A 24,498-nucleotide genomic window follows, 5' to 3' on the forward strand; every position below is an offset into this window, starting at 1 on the left:
CCGTACCTGCTCCGCCCCCAACTCCGGTATCGTGAAAAGCCTAGCCCTGAAGCGCCCGCGTCAGCCCCGCCGCCGCCTCGGCGACCAGCGGCTTCACCCGGTCGACTTCCGGCCAGAGCCGCTCGGTCGAGCCCGACAGCGTCAGCGCCCCGCAGAGCGCACCGCCCGGCAGGAAGACCGGCGCGGAGATCGCGGCAGCATCCACGTCCCGGCTGCCCTGGGTGACAACCACGGGATGCCCGCCCTGCATCTCGGGAGCCATCTCGGCCACCTCGCCCGGCGCCGCGTCCCAGATGGCGAATACGCGCCCGGTCGCGGCAGCGCCCAGCGGCATCATGTCGCCGGCCTGCACGGCAACCCGCAACGTGCGCGGCGGCGCGGCGCGATAGAGGCACACCCGGCGCTCATCATCGGCCCGCACCCAGAAGGTCGCGCCCTGGCCCGTCGCCTCGGTCAGCGAATCCAGCACCGGCGGCACCAGCGCCTCGAGCCCGAGGCTGCGCGTGTAGAGGGAACCCCAGTGCAGAAGCATCGGCCCCGGGGACCAGGACCCATCGGCGTTGCGCTTCACGCAGCAATGCCGCTCAAGCGAAGCGAGCAACCGCAGGATCGTGCTCTTGTAGAGACCCGTCCGCGCCGCGAGGACGCGCAGCGGAAGCGAGGTATCGCCGGGCCGGAAAGCGCCCAGAACGGTCATCGCGCGCCCGACGGCCGCCACGCCGGAGGCGGTGGAAGGGGGCGAGAGCAGTCGCGCGCGACCGGGCGCGCCCGGGGCCGTGGAGGAAGGACGGGACACGGATTCGCTTGTCGAGCCGGATGAAGCCATGGCCGCCTGCGCCTCTCCATGGCCCGCCGCGCCGATACCCGCATCCGGCCGGATAGCGGTCTCGGTCATCAGGACGCTCGGTTCCAAGGCACGATCTCCTTCACTCCTGCCAACATACGCCGTTGCAGGGCCGGATCAAACGGTACGCCGTATCGGAACTATCGACCATCATATGTTGTCTTTGGAAGGATGTCATGCCGGCTGACGGAACGAAACCGCGAGAAGCTGCGAACTATTTTCAACTCCGTTTCCGTTCCCAGGAAGCGAACCGGACGCGAGGCTGGACTAAACCGTTCGGTTCATAACCCTTGCAGCCGGCGGGGCCTTCGGCCACATGCCGCCCTATGACGCGCCGCACACAAGACACGGGCCGGATCACGGCCGAGGCCGCCCGCGGCCACTCCCCTGCTACCGCTGCGGCGCCCGCCATCTGGCTGGCCCCGCTGCTCGGCCTTGCCCTGCTGGCCGCGGCCGGGCCGGCCCAGGCGCAGTTCGGCCCCCAGGGCCCGCCCGCCGTTGGCGTTCAGGAAGCCGCGCGCCGCCCGGTGACAGAGAGCACTGACTTCGTCGGCCGCGTCGAATCGCCGGAGAAGGTGGACATCGTCGCCCGAATCACCGGCTTCCTCCAGGAACGCCTCTTCCAGGAAGGCCAGGAGGTCCGGCGCGGTGAACCCCTCTACCGGATCGAGCGCTCGACCTTCGAGGCGGAGCTGGCCCGCGCCCAGGCCAATGTCGCCTCGGCCGAGGCCGAGGTCGCCAACGCCCGCGTCACCCTCTCCCGGGCCCAGGAACTGACCCGCACAGGCGCCGGCACCCGCGTCGCGCTCGACAACGCGGTCGCACAGGAGAGGACGGCCAATGCCCAGCTCCTCGCCGCCCGCGCCGCTTCCCGCAGCGCGGAGGTGAATCTCAGCTATACCGAGATCGCGTCCCCCATCGACGGCAAGATCGGCCGAACAGTCCTCACCATCGGCAACGTGGTCAGCCCGCAATCCGGCACGCTGGCCACCATCGTCAGCCAGGATCCGATGCGGGTTTCCTTTCCCGTCTCCCAGCGCCAGGCGCTCGAGCTGAGGGACCGCTACGCTTCCCGCGGCGGCGCCGACGCCGTGCGCATCCGCTTCCGCACCGCCGATGGCAGGAACTACCCGGAAACCGGCCGCATCGAGTTCATCGACAACCAGATCAACCGCGCCACCGACAGCATCCTCATCCGCGCCCGCGTCCCCAACCCGCGGCGTGACGGCGGCGACCGCGCCCTGATCGACGGACAGTTCGTCACCGTCTCGGTCGAGGGCGTGGAGCCCGTGCTGGCCATCACCATTCCCCGCGCGGCCGTCCTCCAGGACCAGCAGGGCAGCTACGCCTTCGTCGTGGATGGAGAGAACAAGGCCCAACGCCGCAATCTCCGCCTCGGCCGCAACACCCCGCAGGTCGCGGTGGTGGAGGAGGGCCTTAACCCCGGCGACCGCGTGATCGTCGAGGGCATCCAGCGCGTGCGCCCCGGCCAGGAGGTGAATGCCGCCCCCGTGGCCCCTGCCGACGCGGCACCGGGCGCCCCCGGCTCAACCTCGGCCCAGGGCAGCAACAACACGCCCAATCCCAACGCCGCCCAGGGTGGCAGCGCGGCTGGGGGCAGCGCGGCGCCCGGCGGCAGCAGCGCCCCCAATGCCGGCAACGCCACCACGGGCAACCCCGGCACCGGCAACTCTCCCGGCAGCGCCGCAACCGGCGGGGCGAACCAGGGCACCGCCCAGGGCGCGCCCGGCGGCGCCGGCGCCTCTCCCCCGGGCGCGCCCGCCGCGCCCAGCACCGGCAACCCCGGCACCGCCCAGCCGAGCGCCGCGCAGCCGCCCGCTAACCAGTCCACGACGGCGCGATAACCCGACATGATTTCCGGCACCTTCGTCGATCGCCCGCGCCTGGCGATCGTCATCGCGATCCTCACGCTGATCGCGGGCGCGATCTCCCTCATCAACATCCCGGTGTCCCAGTTCCCGGACATCGTGCCGCCGCAGGTGTCGGTCAGCGCGCGCTATCCCGGTGCCTCCGCCACGGTGGTGGAGCAGACCATCGGCCAGGTGCTGGAAGGCCAGATCAATGGCGTGGACCGCATGATCTACATGCGCTCCAACTCCGCCAATGACGGCACCTATGCGCTGAACGTCTCCTTCCAGCTCGGCACGGACCCCGACCTGGCGACGGTGAACGTGAACAACCGCGTCCAGGCCGCCATCGCCCGATTGCCGCAGGAGGTGCAGCGCAGCGGCGTCACCGTGCGCAAGCAGTCCTCCGCCGTGCTGATGTTCGCCTTCCTCTATGCGAAGCAGGGCGGGCTGGAACCGCTGTTCCTGTCCAACTACTTCACCATCAACATGCTCGATGACCTGGCCCGCGTGCCCGGCGTGGGCCAGGTGAACGTCTTCGGTGCGCAGGACTACTCCATGCGCATCTGGTTCGAGGTGGACCGCCTCACCTCGCTGAACATGACGGCGCAGGACGTGATCGCGGCCATCCAGGGCCAGAACGTGCAGGCCGCTGTCGGCCGCCTCGGCGGGCGTCCGATCAGCGACGACCAATCCTTCCAGATCAACCTGGAAACCCGCGGCCGCCTCCAGACGCCCGAGGAATTCGGCAACATCGTCGTCCGCGCCAATCAGGACGGCTCGGTGCTGCGCGTGAAGGATGTGGCGCGCGTCGAGATCGGCGCGGCCAACATGGATACCGAGAACCGCTTCAACGGCCAGCCGGCGATCGCATTCGGCATCTATCTCGCCCCCGGCGCCAACGCGGTCCAGGTCTCCACCGCCGTCAAGCAGCGCCTGCAAGAACTCAGCGTCCGCTTTCCCCAGGGCCTGGACACCGAGGTCTTCTACGACAGCTCGGACTTTGTGAACGAGACGATCCACGAGGTCATCAAGACCCTGCTGGAGGCCTTCGCCCTCGTCGTCATCGTCGTCTACCTGTTCCTCGGCTCCTGGCGGGCCACGATCATCCCGACCATCGCCGTTCCCGTCTCCCTCATCGGCGCCTTCATCATCCTTCTCGGAATGGGCTACTCGGCCAACACCGTCTCCCTGCTCGCCATGGTGCTCGCTATCGGCATCGTGGTGGACGACGCCATCGTGGTGGTCGAGAACGTCGAGCGCGTGATGGAAGACCATCCGGAGCTCTCCACCGCCGATGCCACCAAGAAGGCGATGCAGGAGATCACGGCGCCGATCATCGCCATCACCCTCGTCCTGCTCTCCGTCTTCGTTCCCATTGCCTTCATCCCCGGCCTCTCGGGAGAGCTGTTCCGCCAGTTCGCGGTGACGATCTCCGCCGCCATGGTCATTTCGGCCATCAACGCGCTGACCCTCTCCCCCGCACTCTGCGCCATCATTCTCAAGCCGCATCACGGCCCCCGCCGCGGTCCGATCGGCTACGTGCTGCGCGGCATCGACTGGACCCGTGACCGCTACGCGGGCGGCGTCTCTCGCCTGGTGCGCATCTCGTTCCTCTCCATCCTGCTGACCGCCGGCTTCGGCTTCGGCATCTGGACCATCAGCAAGGTGACGCCGACGGGCTTCCTCCCCCAGGAGGATCAGGGCGCCTTCTTCGTCCAGGCCCAGCTCCCGCCTGGCGCCAGCGTCGCCCGCACACGCGAAGTGGTGCGCCAGATCGAGGAGATCGTCCGCCCCATCCCCGCGGTGCAGGGCGTGCTGGGCATCGTCGGCTTCTCGCTCATCGATGGCGGCGCCCAGTCCAACTCCGCCTTCATGGTCGTCCGCATGAAGCCCTTCGCGGATCGCGAAGGGGCGGCCAACTCCGTCCAGGCCGCCATCGGCCGCGTCTTCGGCGCGACGCAGGGCATCCGTACGGCCAATGTCTTCGCCTTCAACCTGCCGCCCATCGTGGGCCTCGGCACGGGCGGTGGCTTCGAATACATCCTCCAGGACTATGAGGGGCGGGACATCAACGCCCTCGCCTCCACCATGCAGGGCCTGATCGTTCCCGCGAATGGAGACCCGAATCTGACGGCGGTGTTCTCCACCTTCGCCGCCAACAATCCGTCCCTCTTCCTCGACGTGGACCGCGACAAGGCCCAGGCGCTCGGGGTGCCCATCGCCAACATCTTCACCACGCTGCAGGCGGCCCTGGGCGGCATCTATGTCAACGACTTCAACCTCTACGGCCGCGTCTGGCAGGTGAACATCCAGGCCGAGGCCGGCGACCGCAACGACATCGACGATATCTGGCGCATCCAGGTCCGCAGCAGCAGCGGCGAGATGGTGCCGCTGCGCGCCTTCGCCGATGTCCGCACCGTGCTCGGCCCGCAGACCATCTTCCGCTACAACAACTACCGCGCCATCTCGATCAACGGCGCGCCCCGCCCGGGCATCTCCTCCGGTCAGGCGCTGAACGCGATGGAGCAGCTCTCCAACCGCGTGCTGCCCAACGGCTACGGCTTCGCCTGGACCGGCACTGCCTATCAGGAGAAGCTCGCCACCGGGCAGACGGCCTACATCATGGCGCTTGCCGTGCTGTTCGCTTACCTGTTCCTCGTCGCCCTGTATGAGAGCTGGACTATCCCTGTGCCGGTCCTGCTCTCCATCGCGGTGGGCGTGCTCGGCTCCTTCGGAGCCATCGTGCTCGGCAAGCTCAGCCTCGATATCTATGCCCAGATCGGGTTGATCGTGCTGATCGCGCTTGCGGCGAAAAACGGCATCCTGATTATCGAGTTCGCCAAGGAAGCGCGCGAACGCGGCATGCCCATTCGGGAAGCCGCCATCGAAGGCGCCCGCCTGCGGTTCCGCGCGGTGATGATGACCTCCATCGCCTTCGTCCTCGGCCTCGTGCCGCTGGTCACGGCGACCGGCGCGGCTGCCGTCTCCCGCCGCGCGGTGGGCACCCCGGTCTTCGGCGGCATGCTGGCGGCCTCGATCATCGGCATTTTCATGATCCCGATGCTCTACGTCGTGTTCCAGTCCGTGCGCGAACGGGTGAAGAGCTGGTTCGGATCGAAGCCGGCCGATCCCGGCCCACCCTCGACCGGCACGACTGCCGACCACTGAGCCGAGCGGCGTCTCGCACCCCCGGGGTTACGGCCCGCATCCCCCCGGATGCGGGCCGTTCGATTCACCCCCCTTCCCGCCACCCCACCCTTTCCCGCATGATCCGCCCCCAAAGCCCACGGGAGAGCGCATCATGGCGAAATTCGGCCTCAGCCAGCCCCTGCGTCGCGTGGAAGACCCCCGCCTGCTGAAAGGCGGCGGCCGCTACACCGACGACCTTGTCGCCCAGGGCGTCGCCGCCGGCGCCGCGATCGGCCACATCCTCCGCTCGCCGCACGCCCATGCCCGCATCCTCTCCATCGACACGGAGGAGGCGCGCGCCATCCCCGGCGTGCTGGCCGTCCTCACGGCCGAGGACTGGAAGGCGGAAGGCCTGGGCGAAATCCCCTGCGCCATCCCCATGAAGAACCGGGACGGCACCCCGCGCGGCAACACCCCCCGCGGCGCCTTGGCCGACGGATTCGTCCGCCATGTCGGCGACCCCGTCGTCTTTATCGTCGCCGAGACGCAGGACGCCGCGCGCGACGCCGCCGAGGCCGTCATGGTGGATTACGAGACCCTCCCCTCCGTCACCGACCTGGCCACCGCGACCGATCCCGGCCAGCCCCTGGTCTGGCCGGAGATCAAGGACAACACGGTGTTCGACTGGGAGACCGGCGACCGCGAGAGGACCGATCGCCTCTTCGCCGAGGCCGCCCATGTCACGCGCCTGACCATCGTGAACAACCGCGTCGTCGTCGCCTCCATGGAAGGCCGCGCCGCCATCGCCGAATACGACGCAACGACCGAGCGCTTCACCCTCCACGCCGGCACCCAGGGCAGCTGGCCGCTGAAGAACACGCTCGCCGGCGTCTTCGGCGTGGACAAGGAAAAGCTGCGCGTCGTCACCCACGATGTCGGCGGCGGCTTCGGGATGAAGATCTTCACCTATCCCGAATATGCGCTCTGCATGATGGGCGCCCGCCGCCTGCGCCGCCCTGTCCGCTGGACCAGCGAGCGCACCGAGGCCTTCCTCTCCGACACCCATGGCCGTGACAACGTCACGTCGGGCGAGCTGGCGCTGGACCGCGATGGCAAGTTCCTGGCGATGCGCACGCGCAACCTCGCCAATATGGGCGCCTATCTCTCCACCTACGGACCCTTCATCCCCACGGGCGCGGGCACCAAAGTCCTCGCCAGCGTCTATGGCTTCCAAGCGATCCACGCCAACGTCATCGGCGTCGTCACCAACACCACGCCGGTTGATGCCTATCGCGGTGCCGGGCGCCCCGAATCCAACTACCTGGTCGAGCGTCTGATCGACGCCGCGGCCCGCGAGACTGGCATCGACCGGATCGAGCTGCGCCGCCGCAACATGGTCCCCAGCTCGGCCATGCCGCACACCACCCCCGTCGGCCAGACCTACGATTCCGGCGAGTTCGAGCGGGTGATGGACCACGCCCTCTCCATGATTGACTGGGCCGGCTTCCCCGCCCGCCGCGCCGCCTCCGCCGCGCAAGGCAAGCGCCGCGGCATCGGCCTCGCCTACTACCTGGAAGCCACTGGCGGCAGTGACAGCGAGCGTGCCGAGGTTCGCTTCGCCAAGGACGGCATGGTGGAGGTCCTCGTTGGCACCCAGTCCACGGGCCAGGGCCACGAGACTGCCTATGTGATGATCACCGCCAACGAGCTCGGCATTCCCAACGACAAGGTCCGCATCATCCAGGGCGACTCGGACGAGATCCCCACCGGCGGAGGCACCGGCGGCGCCCGCTCCCTTTATTCGGAAGGCACCGCGCTGCTGGCCACCACCGCAACGGTGATCGACAAGGGCAAGCAGGCCGCGTCCGAGGCGCTGGAAGCCTCCCCGGGCGATATCGAGTTCGAGGCTGGCCGCTTCGCCATCGCTGGGACCGACCGCGCCATCGACATCCTGGAGCTCGCCCAGGCCCAGCAGGCCCGCGCCGCCCGGGGCGAATCCGTCACCCTGCTGGACGCTGCCGAGATTGCCGCCATCCCCTCCCACACCTTCCCCAACGGCGCGCATGTCTGCGAGGTGGAGGTGGACCCCGACACCGGCCTGATCGCCGTCCAGCGCTACATCGTCACCGACGATGTCGGCCACGCCCTCAACCCGCTCATCGTCCGTGGCCAGGTGCATGGCGGCGTCGCCCAGGGAATCGGGCAGGCCATGCTCGAGCGCACCGCCTACGACCCCGAGAGCGGCCAGCTCATCTCCGCCTCCTTCATGGACTACGCCCTGCCCCGCGCCGGAGACCTGCCGGAGATTGAGGTGGAGTTCGTCGCCATCCCCTGCCTCACCAACCCGCTCGGTGTGAAGGGCGCGGGCGAGGCCGGCGCGGTCGGCTCACCGCCCGCCCTGATGAACGCCCTGGTGGATGCCCTCACTCCGGACGGCATCACTCATCTCGACATGCCCGCAACGCCCGAGGTGGTGTGGAAAGCGTTGGAGATGGCACGCGCGGCCTGAGAATACGGCCAGGAGGAGGCATCGCCTCCCCCTGGCTCCCTCCACCAGGAACCTGATATTTCTGGACCTCCCGACTAAACGACGCGCGCCCGAGGTCGACAACCTCAGGCGACTGACGCACCAATCTCCACGGCCAAATAACCCCTGGGGGCGCTACACCGGCCATCCCGCCACCATGCAAACGGGGGGTTCAGGGAACGCGTTCACCGGCGATAGTGGCCTGAGGGAAGCAGCGCTTTCTTCAGAGGCAACCCGCCCAACTACCGCAGCGCGATCAGCGCTGCCCTGCTTCCAAACGGCGCCGGTGGTCCCTGCAGGAAGTGCACTCCTGTCACTCGGAACCCGTCACCCCGCCAGGCAATGTCGAACCCCACCCCGCCCTCGCCGTGGGACGGCCCGTAATCCAGCCGGAAGCTGGCAAGCCCCGTCGGCCGTGCCGAGCGCAAAGCCGAGATCGGCGCCGGACTGCCCTCAAACCGCCCGCCTCGCACCCGAAGTGTTAGCCAGGCAGACAGTCCCTCGGGTGTCTCCCAGGACGCCGCCATCCGGTCCGCCATGCCGGAGAGGAACCGCGTCGCCCCCTCACCCGCGCTGTCCGGCACCTCCGCCGACAGCCCGGCGCGAAGGCTGGCCATGGCCGCAGGCGCATGGAACTGCTGCCATAAACCGGGCGCATCGCCTTCTCCGAGCGGCACAGAAAGTCGCAGTGCCAGCAGCCAGGGCAGCACCAGCCAAGCCGTCAGCAGCATCACCCCTGCCATCACGGCAACAAGCACTTGCGTCAAAAGCCGCACCCGCCGCGGTTCCACCACCGCCGGCTTGGACCCGGTCGCAACGACCGGGGAGGACACGATCGCACCCTCCGCAAGGGCGCCGTCCACCGCTGCTAGCCGGAGCACAGGCGTTACCCGGGCCGGATGCACCGCCGAAGCCCGGCGGGCATCGTACTCCGCCCAAACCTCGTCCCAGATCGCCGCCCGCCGGTCCGCCTGCATGCATCCGTCCCCTGGATCTCAGGAACGGCGCTATTCTGGCGCCTCGTCTCGTTAATGAGATTTGCGGGACAGGTCTGACCAAGAGGTTAATCTCTTACGCAACGCGGCCCCGTAGCCGATCACGCATAGCGGAGCAGATCGCCCTCAAGCCGTCCGAGAACGGCAGCCAGAGCCGCCACCATCCCGGCCGCCTGGGCATCCGGACCCAAAGGCCGCTCCGGCGGCACCGGCACGCTGGCATTCTCGGTGAACTGAGCGACCACCCGCGTCCCGAACTGGCTGGAAGAGCGCAGCAGCACCGCGCTCATGGACGCCACCGCCACCCCGCGCCCGAGATCGACATGCAGCGCCACCAGCTCGCTCTCCAGCAGCAGATCCGCATCCCCCCGCGTCCCCGGCGCCAGCACGGCGGAGAAGATCCGCGCATCCGTTACCCAGCGCCGCAGCGCCTCCTCGGCCGCTTCGGCGGGCGGCGCCGTCCACTCCGCATAGTACTCCTGCGCCACCGTCCCATCGGGACGAATGGAACGAAGCAGCCGGCTATCCATCCCAGGCGCTGCACCGGTCAGCCGCATCAGCACCGCCTTCGTCCCCGCACGTCGCGGCAGCCCCTCGGGCCGGCGCGGCGAGAGCGTGTAGCGCCGCGGCTCCACATAGCTTTGGTTCACCACTGAGCAGGCACCCAGAAGTCCCGCACCCGCGAGCAGCGGCCCCGCCGCCAGCACCATCCGACGCCGCATCACCGCCTGCCCCCCGAGGTTCCGTTCCGCGCCCAGTCCGGCGCCGGCGGCGGCGGCGCCAGGATTGTTGCCCCCGGTGAACGCCGCAGCATCTCCGTCGTGTCCCGCAGGTTGCCCGAAGTCGCCCGCAGATCCCGCAGCGTCGGCGTCAGGTCACCATTGATGTCGCCAACCGTGTTGTTGATGGACCGGGCCGCCCCTTCCACCTGCGCGATCGCGCCCGGCAGGCGCTGCAGCCCGGCCTGCAGCCGCTCCATCGCGGCATTGGCATTGCGCAGCGTCCCGCGAACCTCCGGCCCACCAATCAGCGCCCGCGCATCGGCCACCGTTCCCCGCAACTCGGCGGAGAGTTCGGGCAGCCGCAGGTCGCGCACCGTTCCTTGCAGCGTATCCAGCGTCTCCCGTGCGGCGCGGGAAGCCTGGGCCACGTCGCCATCATTCACCTGCCGCCGAAGGTCGGCCAGCAGCCCGGCCATGTCGCCCAAGATCTGCTCGATCGGCAGATTGCTGATCCGCTGCGCCAGCTGCTCAGCCACCGTCGTCACCTGCGAGACGGTGGAGGGAATGGCGGGGATCACCGGGTTCTCCGGTTGCCAGGGCAGCTCATCAACGGGGAAGCGCTCTGCATCCACGAAGTCCAGTTCCAGATACCCCACCCCGGTAATGCCGGTGGAGGAGAGCCGTGCCCGCAGCCCCGCCTGAACCGCCCGCGGCACATCCGCCTGATCCCGCAGCCGCGTCAGGTCCAGCGCGAAGCGCACCAGCACGCGCTGGTAGGCGGGAGAGAAGCCGCCCGGGGGTGGCGGGTAGCGCGTGGCGACGAGATTCACCTCGGTGATCTGCCCGAGCTGCACACCGCGGAACCGCACGGCGGCGCCCACATCCAGCCCCTGCACACTTTCGCGGATATAAGTCTCGAAGGTCTCCGTCTGCCGCCCGAGCTTGCCGGCCGTAAAAAACAGGACGAACCCCACCCCGAGCACGAGCCCGGCAACAATGAGGATGCCGACGCGCAGATACAGCCCGCGGGAGGAGACGGCCATCAGCGCGTCTCCCGCCGAAAGAACTTCCGCACGGTGTCGTTCGGCGGCTCATCGCGAAGATGGCGCGGGTCGCCCTCGGCGATCATTCCCTGCGCCTCCTTGTCCAGCATGATGCAGCGATCCCCGATCGCCAGGATCGATTGCAGCTCATGCGTCACCACCACGAAGGTGGTGCCGAGGTCGCGCGCCAGGTCCTTGATCAGCTCGTCCAACCCTGCCGACGTCACGGGGTCCAGCCCCGCGCTCGGCTCATCGAGAAAAAGAATGGGCGGATCCAGCGCCATCGCGCGCGCGATTCCCGCCCGCTTGGCCATGCCGCCCGAAATCTCCGCAGGCAGCCGCGTGGCCGCATCCGAAAGCCCCACCAGGCCCAGCTTCACCCGCGCCACATCCTCCCGCGCCTCGCGCGGCAGGTCGGTATGGGCCTCCAGCGGCAGCATCACGTTCTCCAGCAGCGTCATCGAGCCGAAGAGTGCGCCTGACTGCCACATGACGCCCAGCCGCCGCAGCAGGTTGCGCCTGTTCTCCCCCTCGGCGGTCGCCAAGTCCCCGCCCAGGATCGTCACATGCCCCGCGGTCGGCTGGTACAGCCCGATCATCAGCTTCAGCAGCGTGGACTTCCCGCAGCCCGACCCGCCGAGGATGACGAAGACCTCGCCGCGCTCCACCGCGAAGTTCACGTCCCGGAACAGCACCCGCGTGCCGAAGCCCATCGACACGCCCTCGGCCTCGATGACCCTCGGCCGCGCCTCCTCGGACACGATCTCCTGCGCGCGCTCGCGCTCCACCACCGCGTCCATCACCACCCCAGCCGGAAGAACAGCACCGCGAAAATCCCGTCCAGCAGCACCAGCGCCACAATTCCGCCAACCACCGCCGAGGTCGCCGCATCGCCCACCGCCCGCGGCCCGCTGCCCGCCTGCAACCCGGCCCGGCAACCGATTCCGGCGATCACCAGCCCGAACACGGCCGCCTTGCCAAGCCCACCCAACAGATCACCGAGCTGCACGCCCGCATGCACCTGGTTCAGCACCAGCCGCAGCGGAAACCCCGTGCCCAGCATCACCAGCGTCATACCCACCAGCCCAGCCAGGTCCATCAGCAGTGCCAGCACCGGCATGGCGATGGTGGCCGCCACCAGCCGGGGCAGCACGAGCAGCACCATGGGATCGATGCCCATGATCCGCAGCGCGCTGACCTCCTCGTTCACCGTCATTGTCCCCAGCTCGGCCGCAAAGGCCGAACCCGTGCGCCCCGCCAGGATCACCGCTGCCAGCAGCGGCCCCAATTCGCGCAGCAGGGAAATCCCAACCAGCCGCGGCACGAAGATATCAGCCCCGTACTGCCGCATCGGGATGGCCGACTGGAAGGCCAGGATCACGCCGATCAGCACGCCGAGCAGCGCCACCAGCCCGAAGGCCCGCGTCCCCACCTCGTCCAGGTGCCGCAGCACATCGGCTGCCCGCAGGTCCCGCGGCCGCCGCGCCGCATTCACCACCGTGGCCGAGGCCTCGCCCAGAAAGGCCGCACTGTCCAACCCGGCCTTGCCCCGCCCGACGCCCCAGGCTCCCAGCCGCCGGATCGGCCCCAGCCGCTTGCCCGGCGGGGCAGCCACCGCCGGCGGCGGCTTCGCCGCCCCGCGGGACCGTTCCAGCACCGCGGCCACGGGCCGGGACGCGCCCTCGACCGGCACCCCCTCCCCCGCCGCCTCGGCCGCCGCCATCACCAGCGCGGCCCCGCTCGTATCCAGCACCTCGAGCCCAGAAAGATCGATCCGCGCCGCCCCACGCGCCTTCTCCACCGCCGGGCGCCAGACCGCGCCCGCCGTCATGCTCGTCAGCCGCCCCGACAGCCGGAGGACATCGCCCTCCCGCACCACCTCGGGCGGCGGCCCGGCCGCATCATCCCCGGACCGATCCACCGAATCCGGCTGCACCGCCCCGCCCGGGGACGGCGCCGCATCCGGCACCCGCCCTTCTCCCATATCCTCCGCAGGCGGCAGGGAGGGACTTCCGGGCTCCGAAGCGCGCTCGGGCGCCCCCTCGGCCCGCTCCGCCCGCCGGTTGCCCGCGCCCTCGCCGATGGGCGAGACGCCGTCCGGCCGGTGCCGATCCACCTCGCTCACCCCGGCGCCCCGCCGCGCACCGCGCCGATCGCCTGCCGAACCGCCGACTGCCCACTCTGCCAGGCGCCGGCCAGCGTACCCGCCAGAGTCGCGTGGCAGGCCTCGCCCGCCAGCATCAGCCGCCCGCCGCCCAGCGGCGCCGAAAGCGCCGCCCGCGCCCCGCCGCGCCCTGGCCGGGCCGCCGCATAGGCACCGCGCGCATAGGGATCCGTGCCCCAACCCGAAACCACCGCATTCTCCCGCCGAAGCGCCCGATCCGCGCGCTCCCCATAAATCCGCCGCAGCTCGGAGAAGGCGAGGTCCACCAGCGCCGCATCCCCTGCCCGGGCCGCCTCCCAGGCCAGCGCCCCGCCGGCAAAGCCCTCCAGGTGGTCGCGCCCGAAGGGCCAGCAGACAAAGGTCATCGCCCGCTCCCCCGGCTCCAGACGCCGCTCAATCCCGCCGAAGGCCGGGATGTCCAGCCGGTCCTCGCTGCTGGCGCGAAGGCCAACCTTGCTCAGCAGACCCATCGGTAGGTCGTGCACCGCGCCCCATGTGGTGTCCGGCAGCTCCGGCGAGAAGGCAATCCCGCCCCCCGCCAGCACGCCTGTCGAAACGGTGACGATCGCCGCCCTCGCCTCCACCGCACCGAACGGCCCCTCCGCCCGCACTCGCCGCCCGCCCCAGTCCAGCCGCTCCACCGGTGCCCCCAGCGTGATCGGCAACCCCGCCGCCAGCACCGAGAGCAGATGCCCGCATCCCTCCCGCGGCAGCAGGTTCGTCCCGCTCAACAGTGTCTCCAGATAATCGGCCAGATCGATATCCGCCGCCTCCGCCGCCGCGATCACCGGCCCTTCCCAATGGGTCAGCGTCGCGTCCCAGAACCCGCCCGAAGGCGCCGCCTCCGCCAGACTGATGCCAGGGTGGGACCCCGCCAGAGTCACGGCTTCATGCCAGGCCCGTTCAGCCAGCCCGTAATCCGCCATCTCCGCGTCCGAGGCCCAGTGATCCCCCATCCACACGCGGGAGGACCGGACGGAGTCATGATCGAAGAGCGAGAGCCCGGCCGCCTCGGCCAGTGGCACCAGCGGGTTGGCCTGGGCCGCGTGCAGCCAGGTCGCCCCCAGATCCATCGGCGCCCCGAGCGAGTCATCCGTCAGCGCCCGCCCGCCAACCCGCCCACGCGCCTCCAGCACCCGGACCGACAGTCCGAGCGACAACGCCTCACGCGCCGCCGCGATCCCCGCCGCGCCGGCGCCCACCACCAACACATCAACCTGACTCATCCCGGGTCTAGCGACCCCGGAGCCGACGGGTTGCGAGTCAAACCGTGACGACGCCTTCCCCTAGCCTTCGCCGCATCAGCACCACCGCCTGCCCATCCTCCCATTCCAGCCCTGCTCGCTCCCAGCCCAAGCGGGAATAGAGCCCCTCAGCCGCAACCGTGTAGAGCCACAGCACGGGAACTCCCGCGTCCCTGGCGAAGGCCTCGACGCGTCGGACCAGCGCGGTCGCATGACCTCGGCCCCGGTATTCGGGCTCAACAAAGAGCCCGGCCAGCCAGGGTGTCAGGTCCGGCCGTGTCTCCAGGTCCCGTCGCACCACTCCCGCGGTTCCGACAGGCCGGTCGCCCTCGAAAAGGACGAAGGTCTCCTTCGGCCCCTCCGGCGCCGCCAGGATCAGCGCGGTCATTTCCGCCACGGTGTAACCGCCCGGATGATCGAAGAAGGCCGCCACCCGCCAACTTGCGACGAGGGGCGCCAGCCTGGGCTGCTCCGAAACCAGGACGATCCGCCGCGCCACCGCGCCGGCCATCTCAGTCCAGCTTCACCCCGGACAGCTCCACCAGCCGCTTCCAGGCCGGCGTTTCCCGCGCCACCTGGGCCGAAAGCGCCTCCGGGCTCTCGCTCGTCACCACGTCATATCCCAGCGGCTTCAGCCGGGAGACGAAGACGGGATCGGCCGCCACCTGCCGAACAGCGGCCACCAACCGGTCCACCACCGGCCGCGGCGTCCCCGCCGGCACCATCAGCGCGTTCCAGGCAACGATATCGAGATCGCCCAGGCCCAGATCCGCGAAATCTCCCATGGCCGGCACATCCGGTGCGAAATCCATCCGCGCCTTGGAGGACAGCGCCAGCGCCTTGAACTTCCCGGCCTGCACATGCGGCATCAGCGCCGGCGTGACGTCGAACATCATGTCGATCGTGCCCGCCAGCAGGTCCGAAATGGCGGGCGCGCCGCCGCGATAGGGCACGTGCAGGATGCGCGCTCCCGCCATCGCGTTCACCGCCTCGATGCACAGATGCGACGAGGTGCCAGGACCCGAGGACCCCATTTTCACCTGGTCCGGATTCGCCTTTGCATACGCCACCAGCGCCCGGAAATCCGTCCACCCCTTCTTCGCCGCCTCCTCGGCATTCACCACGCAGACCAGCGCGCCCGAGGTGATGAGCGACAGCGGTTGCAGGTCGCGCGCGGGGTCGAAAGGCAAGCGGCTGTACAGGCTGGGATAGGCCGTCAGCGTCGCTCCCCCGATCACCCCGATCACCGTGCCATCCGGCATCCCCTTGGCCACCGCATCGGTGCCAAGGATGCCACCGGCCCCGCCGCGGTTCTCCACCACCACGTTCTGCCCCAGCGCCGGCCCCAGCCGCTCCGCGACAAGCCGCCCCAGCAGATCGATCGCGCCCCCCGGCGGAAAGGGCACGATCACCCGCACCGGCCTTCCACCCGCCACGGGCTGGGCGAGTGCGGGCGCGAGAAGGGCAGGAAGGGCAAGGGCGCTCAGCAGGGATCGTCGCAGCATCATGGCCTCCGTCAGGATCCGGTCGCACCGTGCAGCATGACGGGCGGATGACAGGGATGCCATGCAAAAGACGGACCCGAACCGGCCCGCTCATCACTGCCTGCCGTGTCGCGGGACGGAAGCCGGCATCCATTCGCGCCAGTCCCTCGGCCGAGTATCCTCGTCGGTAGCCGAACCGGCGGCGTGACGCTTCAGGGCGTGCGGCGATAGCCTTGCGGCACCGTGAAGACCGCAGCCGGCGGATCGTAGCGGACCGAGATCGCCTCCATCCGGAAGGATACCTCCTCTCCCGCGGCTGCGGCGGAGCGGAGCATCACGCCATCCGCCGTCACGCAGATTACGCTCCGCCCCTGCGGAACCGTCACCTCCCACTCCGTGCAGGCCGTGCCGGCCACCTGCGCCGAGCCCCTCCGCGCGAAGCGCGCGTCAGCCGGTATCGGCTGGGTCATCGCGGCCGAGAAGGGCATCGTCGTGACCGTGCGCTGCGCATCCACCACCGTGACTGCCGAGCGGGCGTTCACGTCGAGCAGGTACCACTCCCCGCCGCCCAGCTTCTCCATGCGCATCTTCCCCGCCGAGACGCCCCAGGCCATCCGCAGGTCGTGCGTCGGCTCCCAGTCGGACGTGACCCTGTAGGTCACGTCGACGTCGCGGGTCGGGCGCAGCGGCGGTGCAGTCTGCGCCACCACCGGCCCGGCGATGGCGGCAAGGGCCGCGGCGGTCACGAGGAGACGCATGGATGCCCTTCGGAAATCATTGCACCTTCGGCAGGTTAGCCGGATGAACCGCGCTGACCAGCACCGATCCGGTCCGATCGCTACCCCGTGATGCCGATCGACCAGGGGACGAACTCGTTGCTTCCCACCCCCAGCTCCTCGCTCTTGCTGCGCTTCCCGCTGGCCGTATCGAGCAGCAGCTGGAAGATGCGCTCGCCCATCTCCTGAATCGTGGCCTCCCCGTCCAGCACCACGCCGCAGTTGATGTCCATGTCGTCCATCAGCCGATGATACATCGGCGTGTTCGTCGCCAGCTTCACCGAGGGCACCGGCTTGCACCCAAACATCGAGCCGCGCCCGGTGGTGAACGCAATGAGGTTCGCGCCCCCCGCTACCTGCCCCGTGGCGGAAACCGGGTCGTAGCCCGGCGTGTCCATGAACACGAAGCCCTTCTGCGTCACCGGCTCGGCGTAGCGATACACCTCCATCAACGGCCCTGTGCCCCCTTTCATCGAGGAACCCAGCGACTTCTCGATGATATTCGCCAGCCCGCCCGCCTGGTTCCCCGGGCTCACCTTGCCGTTGATCTGCGTGTCGCGCCCAACCGCATACTCTTCCTTCCACCAGCGCAGCCGCTCGACCAGCTTCTCGCCTACTTCGCGAGACACCGCGCGCCGCGTCAGCGTGTGCTCCACCCCGTTGATCTCCGGCGTCTCCGACAGGATCGCCGTCCCTCCGTGCCGCACCAGCAGATCCATCGCCGCTCCCAGCGAGGGATTGGCCGTGATGGAGGAGAACCCGTCCGACCCGCCGCATTGCAGCCCGACCGTCAGATGCTCCGCCGAAACCGTCTGGCGCGTCACCTTATTCGCCTCCGGCAGCATCGCCTTCACCGCGGCAACGCCGGCCTCGATCGTCTTCCGCGTGCCGCCCACCTCCTGCATCACCATTGGATACAGCAGCGGCCCCGCCGCCAGCCGCTGCTCCTCCAGCAACGCGCCGAGCTGGTTGCGCTCGCATCCCAGCCCCACGATCACCACCCCCGCCACATTGGCGCTGCGGATGTAGCCCGCGATGGTCCGCTGCAGCAGCGCCATCGGCTCACCCGTCATCTCCATGCCGCAGCCCAGCGAATGGCTCAGCGCCACCACGCCATCGACGTTCGGGTACTCCGCCAACCGCTCGGCCGTGAAGTAATCCGCAATGCCCCGCACCACCGTCGCCGAGCAGTTCACGGTCGAGGCGATCGCGATGAAGTTCCGCGTCCCCACGCGCCCGTCCGCGCGCACGATGCCCTGGAAGGTCGCGCGCTCGGCCTCCGGCACGTAGGCCACCGGGCGGTAGTCCTCGCCATAGGCGTAGTCCAACTGCACGTCGCGCATCAGGCAGTTATGCGCGTGCACATAGCTGCCCGGCGCGATGTCCTCGCCCGCGAAGCCGATCACCACATCGTACTTCCGGATCGCGGCGCCCATCGGGATCCGCATCGTCGCCAGCTTGTGCCCCGCCGGCACGTCGTGCTGCGCGACGATCCCCTCGCCATGGATGGGCGTGCCCGATCGCACGGGCACCCGCGCCACCACCACATTGTCCCGTGGGTGCAGCCGGATCGCCGGCCCTACCGCACGCTTCACCGAAAGATCGATCATCGCCCTACTCCACCACCACGCCGGCCTTGCGCACCACCTCGCCCCACCGCCGGATCTCGGCCGCGATGAAGTCTTCGAAGGCGGCTGGCGCGTCGCCCACAGGCTCGGCGCCCTGCTCCGCCAGCTTCGCACGGAAGGCCGGCTGCCGCACCGCATCCTGCAGCGCCGCCGAGATCGCCTCCACCGCCGGCCGCGGCGTCCGCCCGGGTGCCACAACCCCGAACCAGGCCACCGCCAACACGTCGGGGAACCCTGCCTCGGCCGTCGTCGGCACGTCCGGCAGCGATGCGCTGCGCTGCAGCCCCGTCACCGCCAGCGCCCGCACCCGCCCGTCCTTGATCTGCGGCAGTCCCGAGGGAAGGTTGTCGATCGGGATCTCGACGCGCCCCGCAGCCGCCTCCATCAGCATCTGCGCCGCGCCACGGAAGGGGATATGCGTCATATCCAGCCCGCTGCCGCCCTTCAGCATCTCCCCCGTGAGATGCAGGCTCGTCCCCACGCCGGAGGAGCCGAAGTTGAACTTGCCGGGCTCCCGCCGCACCAGTTCCACCAGCTCCTGCAGGCTCGTCGCCGGCACCCGGTTGGCCACCATGATCACATTCGGCACGGTGCAGATGTTCGACACGGCCGCCAGGTCCCGCGGCCCGTAGGGCATGCTGCGATACATGGCGTAGTTGATCGCCCCCGTGCCCACGGTGACGAGCCCCACCGCATGCCCGTCCGCCTCGGACTTGACCAGCACATCCGTGCCGATGTTGCCGCCCGCGCCGGCGCGGTTTTCCACGATCACCGGCTGCCCCAGCCGCGCGGCGATCGCCTCCGCCGCCATGCGCGACAGCATGTCGGCCGACCCCGCCGGCGCGAAGGGCACGACGAAGCGCATCGGCCGGGTCGGCCGCCATCCGCCCTGCCCGAGGGCCGGCATCGCCAACCCGCCCGCCCCAAGCCCGACCACCGAGCCCAGCGCCTGCCTCCGTGAGATCATCACCGTTCCTCCTGCGGGACCCCGGCGCTTAAGTGCGCCGTGTGGCCCGCGTCCTCGGGCATGCCGCGCAGTTCCGGTCATGCCCCTCGCTCATTTGCAGCACATGCGCGCCCACAAGCCTACTCGGCGCGGCCTCGACACCTCCCGGCATCCGGCAGCCAAGCTGCCCCGAGCACGGCTCAAGCCCTCCCCCGAGGCCACCCACGGCGGCCCGCCCCGCAACAAGCGCCACCCTGGCTTGCCACGCCCTGCCCCATCGCCCTTGATCCCCTGTCTCTCAGGAATCGGACGGTCCAATGGAACTCTCGGGCAAGCGCGCGGTCATCATGGGCGGCAGCCGCGGCATCGGCCGCTCAATCGCCCTCGCCTTCGCGCGCGAGGGCGCTGCGGTCGCCATCTGCGCCCGCGGCGCCGGCACTCTGGAGGAAACACGCGCTGAGCTGGCCACCCATGGCGGCACCACCTTCGCCGCGCCCTGCGACCTTTCGGACGCCCAGGCCATCGCCGCCTTTGTCCCCCAGGCCGCCGAGGCCCTTGGCGGCATCGACATCCTCGTGAACAACGCCTCCGGCTTCGGCCGGCGGGACGACGAGGAGAGCTGGGCCGCCTCCCTCTCGGTGGATGTCATGGCCGTCGTCCGCGCCAGCCACGCCGCCCGCCCCTGGCTCGAGCGCTCCGGCGCGCAGTCGCCACTGGGCGCCAGCATCGTGAACATCGCCTCGATCTCCGCCCTGCACGCGACGAAGCGCAACCCGCCCTATGCCGCCGTGAAGGCCGCGGTCATTCAGTACACCTCCAGCCAAGCCCGCATCCTCGCGGCCCACGGTATCCGCGCCAACGCCGTCGCCCCCGGCTCCATCGAGTTCCCCGGCGGCACCTGGGAACGCCGCCGCACCGAGGACGCGGCCCTCTACCAGGCCACCCTCTCCAGCATTCCCTCCGGCCGCATGGGCCGCCCCGAGGAGGTTGCCGAGGCGGTCCTCTTCCTCGCCTCCTCCCGCGCCAGCTGGATCACCGGGCAGAGCCTCATCGTCGATGGTGGCCAGCTACTCGGACCGTGATTTATCTTTTCGGCGTGGAATTGATCCATGTTGGCAAAACCAACTGCCATACTCGGGTACTGTCCGGAGCGGGGGGCCTGCAGGGCCCGACGAAGGAACGCCTGACATGACCACTGAACCTGGGCCGCGCCGCCCGGCGCAGGATGGCTTGAACACCGTGCTGGCCGCGGTCGAGGGCCTTGCCATCTTCGCCCAGGCCCGGGAACAGAAAACGCTGTTGCACTTCCTTGAGGAGGTCGCCCGCGAATTGCGGATGTCCCCGGTGGCAGCGATGGAATGCCTCGGCGGCATCAGCGGCCCGGCCCGGGATTGATCCCGGAGCCGGTGCCGCCAGTCTGGCTCCCCGCTCAGTCGAGCGTGGCGCCGGATTCCTCCACCAGGCGCCGCCACAGCGTGTCCTGCTGCGTCAGGTACTGCCCATAGGCCGCCGGCGTGTCGTCCCACATCGGGGTGAAGCCCAGCGGCTCCATCCGCGCCTTGAAGTCGTCCGCCTTCACCACCTGCAGGATCGCGGCATGCAGCCGGGCAATGGCCGGCTGCGGGGTCCCCGCTGGTACGTTCACCGCGTACCAGCTCTGCATGTCGATGTTGGAGCCCGGTAGGACCTCCTTCATCCCCGGCACGTCCTTCAGTTCCGGCACATAGGTCACGCGCTCCGCGCTTCCCACCGCCAGCGGCCGGAACCGCCCCTCGCGCACATGCGGCATCAGCGCCGGAATCACGTCGAACATCATGTCGATGTTGCCCGAGACGAGGTCCGTGATGGCCGGCCCGCCGCCGCGATACGGCACATGGGTGATGTCGATACCCGCCGCGCGGTTCACCGAGGACATGGTGATATGGCTCACCGTGCCGGTGCCCGAGGAGCCCATGGTGATCTTGCCGGGGTCCCGCTTCGCCGCCGCCACCAGTTCCCCGAAATTCCGCCAGGGCCGCTGCGCGTTGACGACGCACAGCACCGTCCCCGTCGTCACGCGCGAAACCGGCGCGAGATCGCGCAGCGGCTCCATCGGCATGGACCGGCGGTACAGGTACTTGTTCGCCGCCATGATGGAGACGGAAGTGAGCAGGATCGTGTACCCGTCCTTCTCCGCCTTCGCGACGTAGTCCGCGCCGATATTTCCGCCGGCGCCACCGCGATTGTCCACGACGATGGTCTGGCCGAGCACGGGCTGCAGCTTCTCGGCCAGCAGCCGCCCGGTGATGTCGACCGCACCGCCCGGCGCATAGGGCACGACGATGCGGATCGTCCGGTTGGGATACGGCGCTTGCGCCTGCGCGGGAAGGATGAGGGAGGAAGCCATGGGTGCGGCGGCGGCGGCACCCAGCAGGGCGCGGCGGCGAAGGGTCATGTGGAATCCGCTCCGGAGTCGTGTGGACAGGGATGTCGCCCCGGCGAAACGCCGGAGCAAGGGAAAAGACCGCGTCCCTGTTGCGCGGCCCGCTCCCCCGGCCCGCCCTGCACGGCGGGCCGGCAACCCAATCGCCGCCCCGGGCTTAAGGGCCGGTGAACGCTGCGGCGGCCCCGCTCCCGGCCCGAGGACGACCATGACGACCGCCACCCCGACCGTCCCACCCCCGACACCGGACAGCCTCACCGGCTCCCTCACCCGCAACATCCGTGCGCTCGAGGACCGCCGTAAGCGCGAGTTGGCGGAAGCGACGCGCGAGGAGCGCATCGCCGAGGCTGTGACCCGCTTTACCGGCAGCATGACCTTCGTCTACCTCCACCTCGCTCTCTACGGCTCCTGGATCGCCATCAACCTCGGCCTCATCCCCTTCATCCCGAAATTCGATGAGTCCTTCGTCATCCTCGCCATGGAAGCCTCGGTGGAGGCCATCTTCCTCTCCACCTTCGTCCTCATCAGCCAGAACCGCATGGCCGCCGCCGCCGATAAGCGCGCGGACCTCGATCTGCAGATCAGCCTCCTCACCGAGCACGAACTGACGAAGCTCTCCACCCTTGTCGTCAGGATCGCCGAACGCCTGGAGATCCGCGCCTCCACGGACCCCGAACTGCAGGAGGTTCAGAAGGACATTGCCCCGGAGGCCGTGCTCGACGAGATCGAAGCCCGACAGACCCAGGGAGCAAAGAGCTGACCCCGACCGATACCGCGGACCGCCCTTGCATCAAGGTCTGCGAATACGACGACGACACGGGCTGGTGCCTCGGCTGTGGCATGACCAAGCCGGAAAAGAAGGCCTGGAAACGCGTCCCCGCCTACCGCCCGGCCATCCGCCTCGCCCTCCCGGCCCGCCTCGATGCCATGGCCGCCGAAGGCTACGTCATCGGCGCTGACGCGGACGGGAAGCGCCGTAAGGGCTGACACGCAGCGCCTCCTGGGAAAGCGAAACTGGCTTCGATCAGGCCACAAGGCGCGTTCTGACAATCGCCGAGGGCCCTGGCCGTTCGCGCGCAGCTGTCAAGAGAGATGATGCAGTCCAGGGAGCCTCGCTCGGCCTGGTCGAGGGTCAGGAAAGGCGCCTCTCCTGGCCTCCAGCCCAGAGGGTCAGCCCCGCCCCGACAGCGCATGGATCAGCACGGCCGCTGCGACGGAGACGTTCAGGCTCTCCACCCGCCCCGACCCCGGCAGCGTCACCCGCGCCGCGCAGGCCGCAGCCGTGCGGTCGGACACCCCGTGCTCCTCATTCCCCAACACCAGTGCCACGCAGGCCCGCGGCGGCAGCCCGGCCAGGATCGCCTCCGGCGCCACCCCGCCCGAGGCCACGGCCGCCACCGTCACCACCCCCAACCCCGGCAGCGCGGCAGCAAGGTCCGGCACCGACCACAGGCTCAGCATCTCCAGCCCGCCCTCGCTCGTCCGCCACGCCGCATCCGAAAGCCCGGCCTGCCGCGGATCGCCCGAGAGCACCAACCCGATGCAGCCGAAGAAGGCGGCGGACCGCGCGATGGCACCCAGATTGTGCGGGTTCGAAACCCCGTCCAGCACCGGCAGCACAGGCGCCACCCGCAGCGCGGGCGCCAGCGGCAGCACAAGGGTCGGCACTCGCCGCCGGGCGGCCACGGCCACGATCCCCCCGTGATGCACGGTGCCGGCAACCCGGGCCAGCTCCTCCTCTTCCACCTCGCGATACGGCCGACGCAGGCCCGCCAATTGCGCGCAGAACGGGTTTGCCTCCCGCCGGCGGGACGGAAGATGGAACAGCCGCAGCACGTCCCGCGGCCGCCGGGCAAACACCGCCGCGACCGCGGCCAGCCCGCAGATCCGATCCGGCTCGGGCGGGCGCGGCGGGCGCCCTCCGCCGGCAGGGCGCGGCGGGTCGTCACGGCCGGGTCGGTAAGGCGTTCGTTCCATGGCCCCGCATCCACACCGCCCCCCGCCGGGGGTCAACCCAGGCGCATCACTCCCCGCGGGAGAGTAGCGACCCCTCGTACCGCGCCAGCATGTCCGCAGGCCCGTCGAACACCGCCACGCAGCCCGCCTTCCGCAGCCACTCCTCCGGGAAGCCGCCGCACAGCACGCCCACCGGCCGCAGCCCCGCCTTCACCGCCGCCTCCGCGTCATAGGGCGTGTCCCCCACCACGATCACCGTGGCGGGATCCACCCCCTCCAGTCGGGCCATCGCTGCCTGGAAAATGTCGGGGAACGGCTTGGACTTCTCCGCATCGTCCGAGGAGGTCTCGGCATCCACCAGGTCCTCGATCCCCGCGATCTTCTTGTACTTCTGCAGTTCCTCCGCCTTGGCTGAGGAGGCGAGCGCGATCCGCACCCCGTCGTCCCGCAGCCGCAGGAAAAGATCCCGCACCCCAGGAAAACCCCGGATATCCTGCGCGTAGCGCTCCTTCATGATCTTGCTGCGATAGGTCTCCAGCTCCTCGCCCCGCGCTTTCAGCTCCTCGGGCGAGAGAAACACCGGCATCAGCTGATCGCCCCCCTTCCCGATCTGGTCGCGCACCTCCTGGAAGCCGACCTCGTGCCCAAAATCCCGCAGCGCGTCCTGCCAGGCCTTTGCGTGCAGATCGACCGAATCCACCAGCGTACCGTCCACGTCGAAAATCACCGCTTCGGTCATCACGTCAT

22 protein-coding genes and 1 pseudogene are annotated in these 24,498 nt (G+C 69.7%); 8 read left to right on the top strand and 15 right to left on the bottom strand.

Annotated elements, in window-relative coordinates:
- Positions 1–40: 40 nt before the first annotated feature.
- A complete protein-coding gene (locus ACVBD7_RS11020; RefSeq protein ID WP_458097526.1) occupies positions 41–913 on the bottom strand; it encodes an IclR family transcriptional regulator in 873 nt (290 codons plus the stop codon).
- Between the two features lie 257 nt (positions 914–1,170).
- On the opposite strand from ACVBD7_RS11020, the gene ACVBD7_RS11025 reads away from it, so the two are divergent.
- The 3 genes from ACVBD7_RS11025 to ACVBD7_RS11035 all read left to right on the top strand — a co-directional run bounded on the left by ACVBD7_RS11025 (position 1,171) and on the right by ACVBD7_RS11035 (position 8,353).
- Positions 1,171–2,709: an efflux RND transporter periplasmic adaptor subunit gene (locus ACVBD7_RS11025; RefSeq protein ID WP_458097527.1), complete on the top strand. Its 1,539-nt coding sequence runs from the start codon at positions 1,171–1,173 to the stop codon at positions 2,707–2,709.
- A gap of 6 nt (positions 2,710–2,715) precedes the next feature.
- Positions 2,716–5,883: an efflux RND transporter permease subunit gene (locus ACVBD7_RS11030; protein ID WP_458097528.1), complete on the top strand. Its 3,168-nt coding sequence runs from the start codon at positions 2,716–2,718 to the stop codon at positions 5,881–5,883.
- Positions 5,884–6,016: 133 nt separating this feature from the next.
- Positions 6,017–8,353 carry a xanthine dehydrogenase family protein molybdopterin-binding subunit gene (locus ACVBD7_RS11035; protein ID WP_458097529.1) on the top strand — a complete coding sequence of 779 codons (2,337 nt, stop codon included), beginning with the start codon at positions 6,017–6,019 and terminating at the stop codon, positions 8,351–8,353.
- 260 nt (positions 8,354–8,613) lie between these two features.
- On the opposite strand, the gene ACVBD7_RS11040 is transcribed toward ACVBD7_RS11035, so the two are convergent.
- The 11 genes from ACVBD7_RS11040 to ACVBD7_RS11090 form a co-directional block, all read right to left on the bottom strand.
- Positions 8,614–9,348, bottom strand: a complete 735-nt coding sequence (locus tag ACVBD7_RS11040; RefSeq protein ID WP_458097530.1) for a hypothetical protein — start codon at positions 9,346–9,348, stop codon at positions 8,614–8,616.
- Between the two features lie 119 nt (positions 9,349–9,467).
- Positions 9,468–10,088 (bottom strand): hypothetical protein, encoded by a 621-nt coding sequence (locus tag ACVBD7_RS11045; RefSeq protein WP_458097531.1) that lies wholly within the window; start codon positions 10,086–10,088, stop codon positions 9,468–9,470.
- Positions 10,088–11,131, bottom strand: coding sequence for an MlaD family protein (locus ACVBD7_RS11050; protein ID WP_458097532.1), 1,044 nt, complete (start codon positions 11,129–11,131; stop codon positions 10,088–10,090). Before ACVBD7_RS11050 ends, ACVBD7_RS11045 begins: the two co-directional genes overlap by 1 nt.
- On the bottom strand, positions 11,131–11,844 hold the full coding sequence (locus ACVBD7_RS11055) for an ABC transporter ATP-binding protein (protein ID WP_458097683.1): 714 nt from the start codon (positions 11,842–11,844) through the stop codon (positions 11,131–11,133). The genes ACVBD7_RS11050 and ACVBD7_RS11055 overlap by 1 nt, the downstream gene beginning before the upstream one ends.
- A gap of 86 nt (positions 11,845–11,930) precedes the next feature.
- Positions 11,931–13,256 carry an ABC transporter permease gene (locus tag ACVBD7_RS11060; protein ID WP_458097533.1) on the bottom strand — a complete coding sequence of 442 codons (1,326 nt, stop codon included), beginning with the start codon at positions 13,254–13,256 and terminating at the stop codon, positions 11,931–11,933.
- Positions 13,253–14,521 (bottom strand): flavin monoamine oxidase family protein, encoded by a 1,269-nt coding sequence (locus ACVBD7_RS11065; RefSeq protein ID WP_458097534.1) that lies wholly within the window; start codon positions 14,519–14,521, stop codon positions 13,253–13,255. The genes ACVBD7_RS11060 and ACVBD7_RS11065 overlap by 4 nt, the downstream gene beginning before the upstream one ends.
- Positions 14,522–14,558: 37 nt before the next feature.
- Positions 14,559–15,050, bottom strand: coding sequence for a GNAT family N-acetyltransferase (locus ACVBD7_RS11070; protein ID WP_458097535.1), 492 nt, complete (start codon positions 15,048–15,050; stop codon positions 14,559–14,561).
- Position 15,051: 1 nt separating this feature from the next.
- Complete coding sequence (locus tag ACVBD7_RS11075) at positions 15,052–16,044, bottom strand: Bug family tripartite tricarboxylate transporter substrate binding protein (RefSeq protein WP_458097536.1); 993 nt, start codon at positions 16,042–16,044, stop codon at positions 15,052–15,054.
- Positions 16,045–16,235: 191 nt separating this feature from the next.
- A complete protein-coding gene (locus ACVBD7_RS11080) occupies positions 16,236–16,781 on the bottom strand; it encodes a hypothetical protein (protein WP_458097537.1) in 546 nt (181 codons plus the stop codon).
- An 80-nt stretch (positions 16,782–16,861) separates the two neighbouring features.
- A complete protein-coding gene (locus tag ACVBD7_RS11085; RefSeq protein ID WP_458097538.1) occupies positions 16,862–18,409 on the bottom strand; it encodes a UxaA family hydrolase in 1,548 nt (515 codons plus the stop codon).
- 4 nt (positions 18,410–18,413) lie between these two features.
- Complete coding sequence (locus ACVBD7_RS11090) at positions 18,414–19,394, bottom strand: Bug family tripartite tricarboxylate transporter substrate binding protein (RefSeq protein ID WP_458097539.1); 981 nt, start codon at positions 19,392–19,394, stop codon at positions 18,414–18,416.
- Between the two features lie 296 nt (positions 19,395–19,690).
- Between ACVBD7_RS11090 and ACVBD7_RS11095 the strand changes: the two genes are divergently transcribed.
- Both ACVBD7_RS11095 and ACVBD7_RS11100 read left to right on the top strand, forming a co-directional pair.
- The gene (locus ACVBD7_RS11095) at positions 19,691–20,455 is read left to right on the top strand and encodes an SDR family NAD(P)-dependent oxidoreductase (protein WP_458097540.1); all 765 of its coding nucleotides are present in this window, start codon (positions 19,691–19,693) and stop codon (positions 20,453–20,455) included.
- A 106-nt stretch (positions 20,456–20,561) separates the two neighbouring features.
- Positions 20,562–20,768, top strand: a complete 207-nt coding sequence (locus ACVBD7_RS11100) for a hypothetical protein (protein ID WP_458097541.1) — start codon at positions 20,562–20,564, stop codon at positions 20,766–20,768.
- A gap of 34 nt (positions 20,769–20,802) precedes the next feature.
- Here ACVBD7_RS11100 and ACVBD7_RS11105 read toward each other — a convergent pair whose 3' ends face one another.
- Positions 20,803–21,807, bottom strand: coding sequence for a Bug family tripartite tricarboxylate transporter substrate binding protein (locus ACVBD7_RS11105; protein WP_458097542.1), 1,005 nt, complete (start codon positions 21,805–21,807; stop codon positions 20,803–20,805).
- A gap of 196 nt (positions 21,808–22,003) precedes the next feature.
- On the opposite strand from ACVBD7_RS11105, the gene ACVBD7_RS11110 reads away from it, so the two are divergent.
- The 3 genes and pseudogenes from ACVBD7_RS11110 to ACVBD7_RS11120 all read left to right on the top strand — a co-directional run bounded on the left by ACVBD7_RS11110 (position 22,004) and on the right by ACVBD7_RS11120 (position 22,782).
- A complete protein-coding gene (locus ACVBD7_RS11110; protein WP_458097543.1) occupies positions 22,004–22,555 on the top strand; it encodes a DUF1003 domain-containing protein in 552 nt (183 codons plus the stop codon).
- A gap of 29 nt (positions 22,556–22,584) precedes the next feature.
- Positions 22,585–22,629 (top strand): annotated as a pseudogene (locus ACVBD7_RS11115) (hypothetical protein); the annotation flags it as partial.
- Between the two features lie 6 nt (positions 22,630–22,635).
- Entirely contained in the window at positions 22,636–22,782 is a 147-nt protein-coding gene (locus tag ACVBD7_RS11120; protein WP_458097544.1) for a hypothetical protein, read from the top strand.
- A gap of 183 nt (positions 22,783–22,965) precedes the next feature.
- Here ACVBD7_RS11120 and ACVBD7_RS11125 read toward each other — a convergent pair whose 3' ends face one another.
- Complete coding sequence (locus tag ACVBD7_RS11125; RefSeq protein WP_458097545.1) at positions 22,966–23,772, bottom strand: TrmH family RNA methyltransferase; 807 nt, start codon at positions 23,770–23,772, stop codon at positions 22,966–22,968.
- A gap of 46 nt (positions 23,773–23,818) precedes the next feature.
- Positions 23,819–24,490, bottom strand: a complete 672-nt coding sequence (locus ACVBD7_RS11130; protein ID WP_458097546.1) for an HAD family hydrolase — start codon at positions 24,488–24,490, stop codon at positions 23,819–23,821.
- Between the last annotated feature and the right edge of the window lie 8 nt (positions 24,491–24,498).

This window comes from Roseomonas sp. WA12, assembly GCF_054165765.1.

Coding starts and splice junctions, on each gene's coding strand:
- ACVBD7_RS11065 (WP_458097534.1), bottom strand. CDS start 14,521: ATGAGTCAGGTTGATGTGTTGGTGGTGGGCGCCGGCGCGGCGGGGATC.
- ACVBD7_RS11075 (WP_458097536.1), bottom strand. CDS start 16,044: ATGCTGCGACGATCCCTGCTGAGCGCCCTTGCCCTTCCTGCCCTTCTC.
- ACVBD7_RS11120 (WP_458097544.1), top strand. CDS start 22,636: ATGACCAAGCCGGAAAAGAAGGCCTGGAAACGCGTCCCCGCCTACCGC.
- ACVBD7_RS11130 (WP_458097546.1), bottom strand. CDS start 24,490: ATGACCGAAGCGGTGATTTTCGACGTGGACGGTACGCTGGTGGATTCG.
- ACVBD7_RS11085 (WP_458097538.1), bottom strand. CDS start 18,409: ATGATCGATCTTTCGGTGAAGCGTGCGGTAGGGCCGGCGATCCGGCTG.
- ACVBD7_RS11095 (WP_458097540.1), top strand. CDS start 19,691: ATGGAACTCTCGGGCAAGCGCGCGGTCATCATGGGCGGCAGCCGCGGC.
- ACVBD7_RS11090 (WP_458097539.1), bottom strand. CDS start 19,394: ATGATCTCACGGAGGCAGGCGCTGGGCTCGGTGGTCGGGCTTGGGGCG.
- ACVBD7_RS11105 (WP_458097542.1), bottom strand. CDS start 21,807: ATGACCCTTCGCCGCCGCGCCCTGCTGGGTGCCGCCGCCGCCGCACCC.
- ACVBD7_RS11035 (WP_458097529.1), top strand. CDS start 6,017: ATGGCGAAATTCGGCCTCAGCCAGCCCCTGCGTCGCGTGGAAGACCCC.
- ACVBD7_RS11050 (WP_458097532.1), bottom strand. CDS start 11,131: ATGGCCGTCTCCTCCCGCGGGCTGTATCTGCGCGTCGGCATCCTCATT.
- ACVBD7_RS11080 (WP_458097537.1), bottom strand. CDS start 16,781: ATGCGTCTCCTCGTGACCGCCGCGGCCCTTGCCGCCATCGCCGGGCCG.
- ACVBD7_RS11070 (WP_458097535.1), bottom strand. CDS start 15,050: ATGGCCGGCGCGGTGGCGCGGCGGATCGTCCTGGTTTCGGAGCAGCCC.
- ACVBD7_RS11100 (WP_458097541.1), top strand. CDS start 20,562: ATGACCACTGAACCTGGGCCGCGCCGCCCGGCGCAGGATGGCTTGAAC.
- ACVBD7_RS11025 (WP_458097527.1), top strand. CDS start 1,171: ATGACGCGCCGCACACAAGACACGGGCCGGATCACGGCCGAGGCCGCC.
- ACVBD7_RS11045 (WP_458097531.1), bottom strand. CDS start 10,088: ATGCGGCGTCGGATGGTGCTGGCGGCGGGGCCGCTGCTCGCGGGTGCG.
- ACVBD7_RS11125 (WP_458097545.1), bottom strand. CDS start 23,772: ATGGAACGAACGCCTTACCGACCCGGCCGTGACGACCCGCCGCGCCCT.
- ACVBD7_RS11030 (WP_458097528.1), top strand. CDS start 2,716: ATGATTTCCGGCACCTTCGTCGATCGCCCGCGCCTGGCGATCGTCATC.
- ACVBD7_RS11055 (WP_458097683.1), bottom strand. CDS start 11,844: ATGGGCTTCGGCACGCGGGTGCTGTTCCGGGACGTGAACTTCGCGGTG.
- ACVBD7_RS11040 (WP_458097530.1), bottom strand. CDS start 9,348: ATGCAGGCGGACCGGCGGGCGGCGATCTGGGACGAGGTTTGGGCGGAG.
- ACVBD7_RS11110 (WP_458097543.1), top strand. CDS start 22,004: ATGACGACCGCCACCCCGACCGTCCCACCCCCGACACCGGACAGCCTC.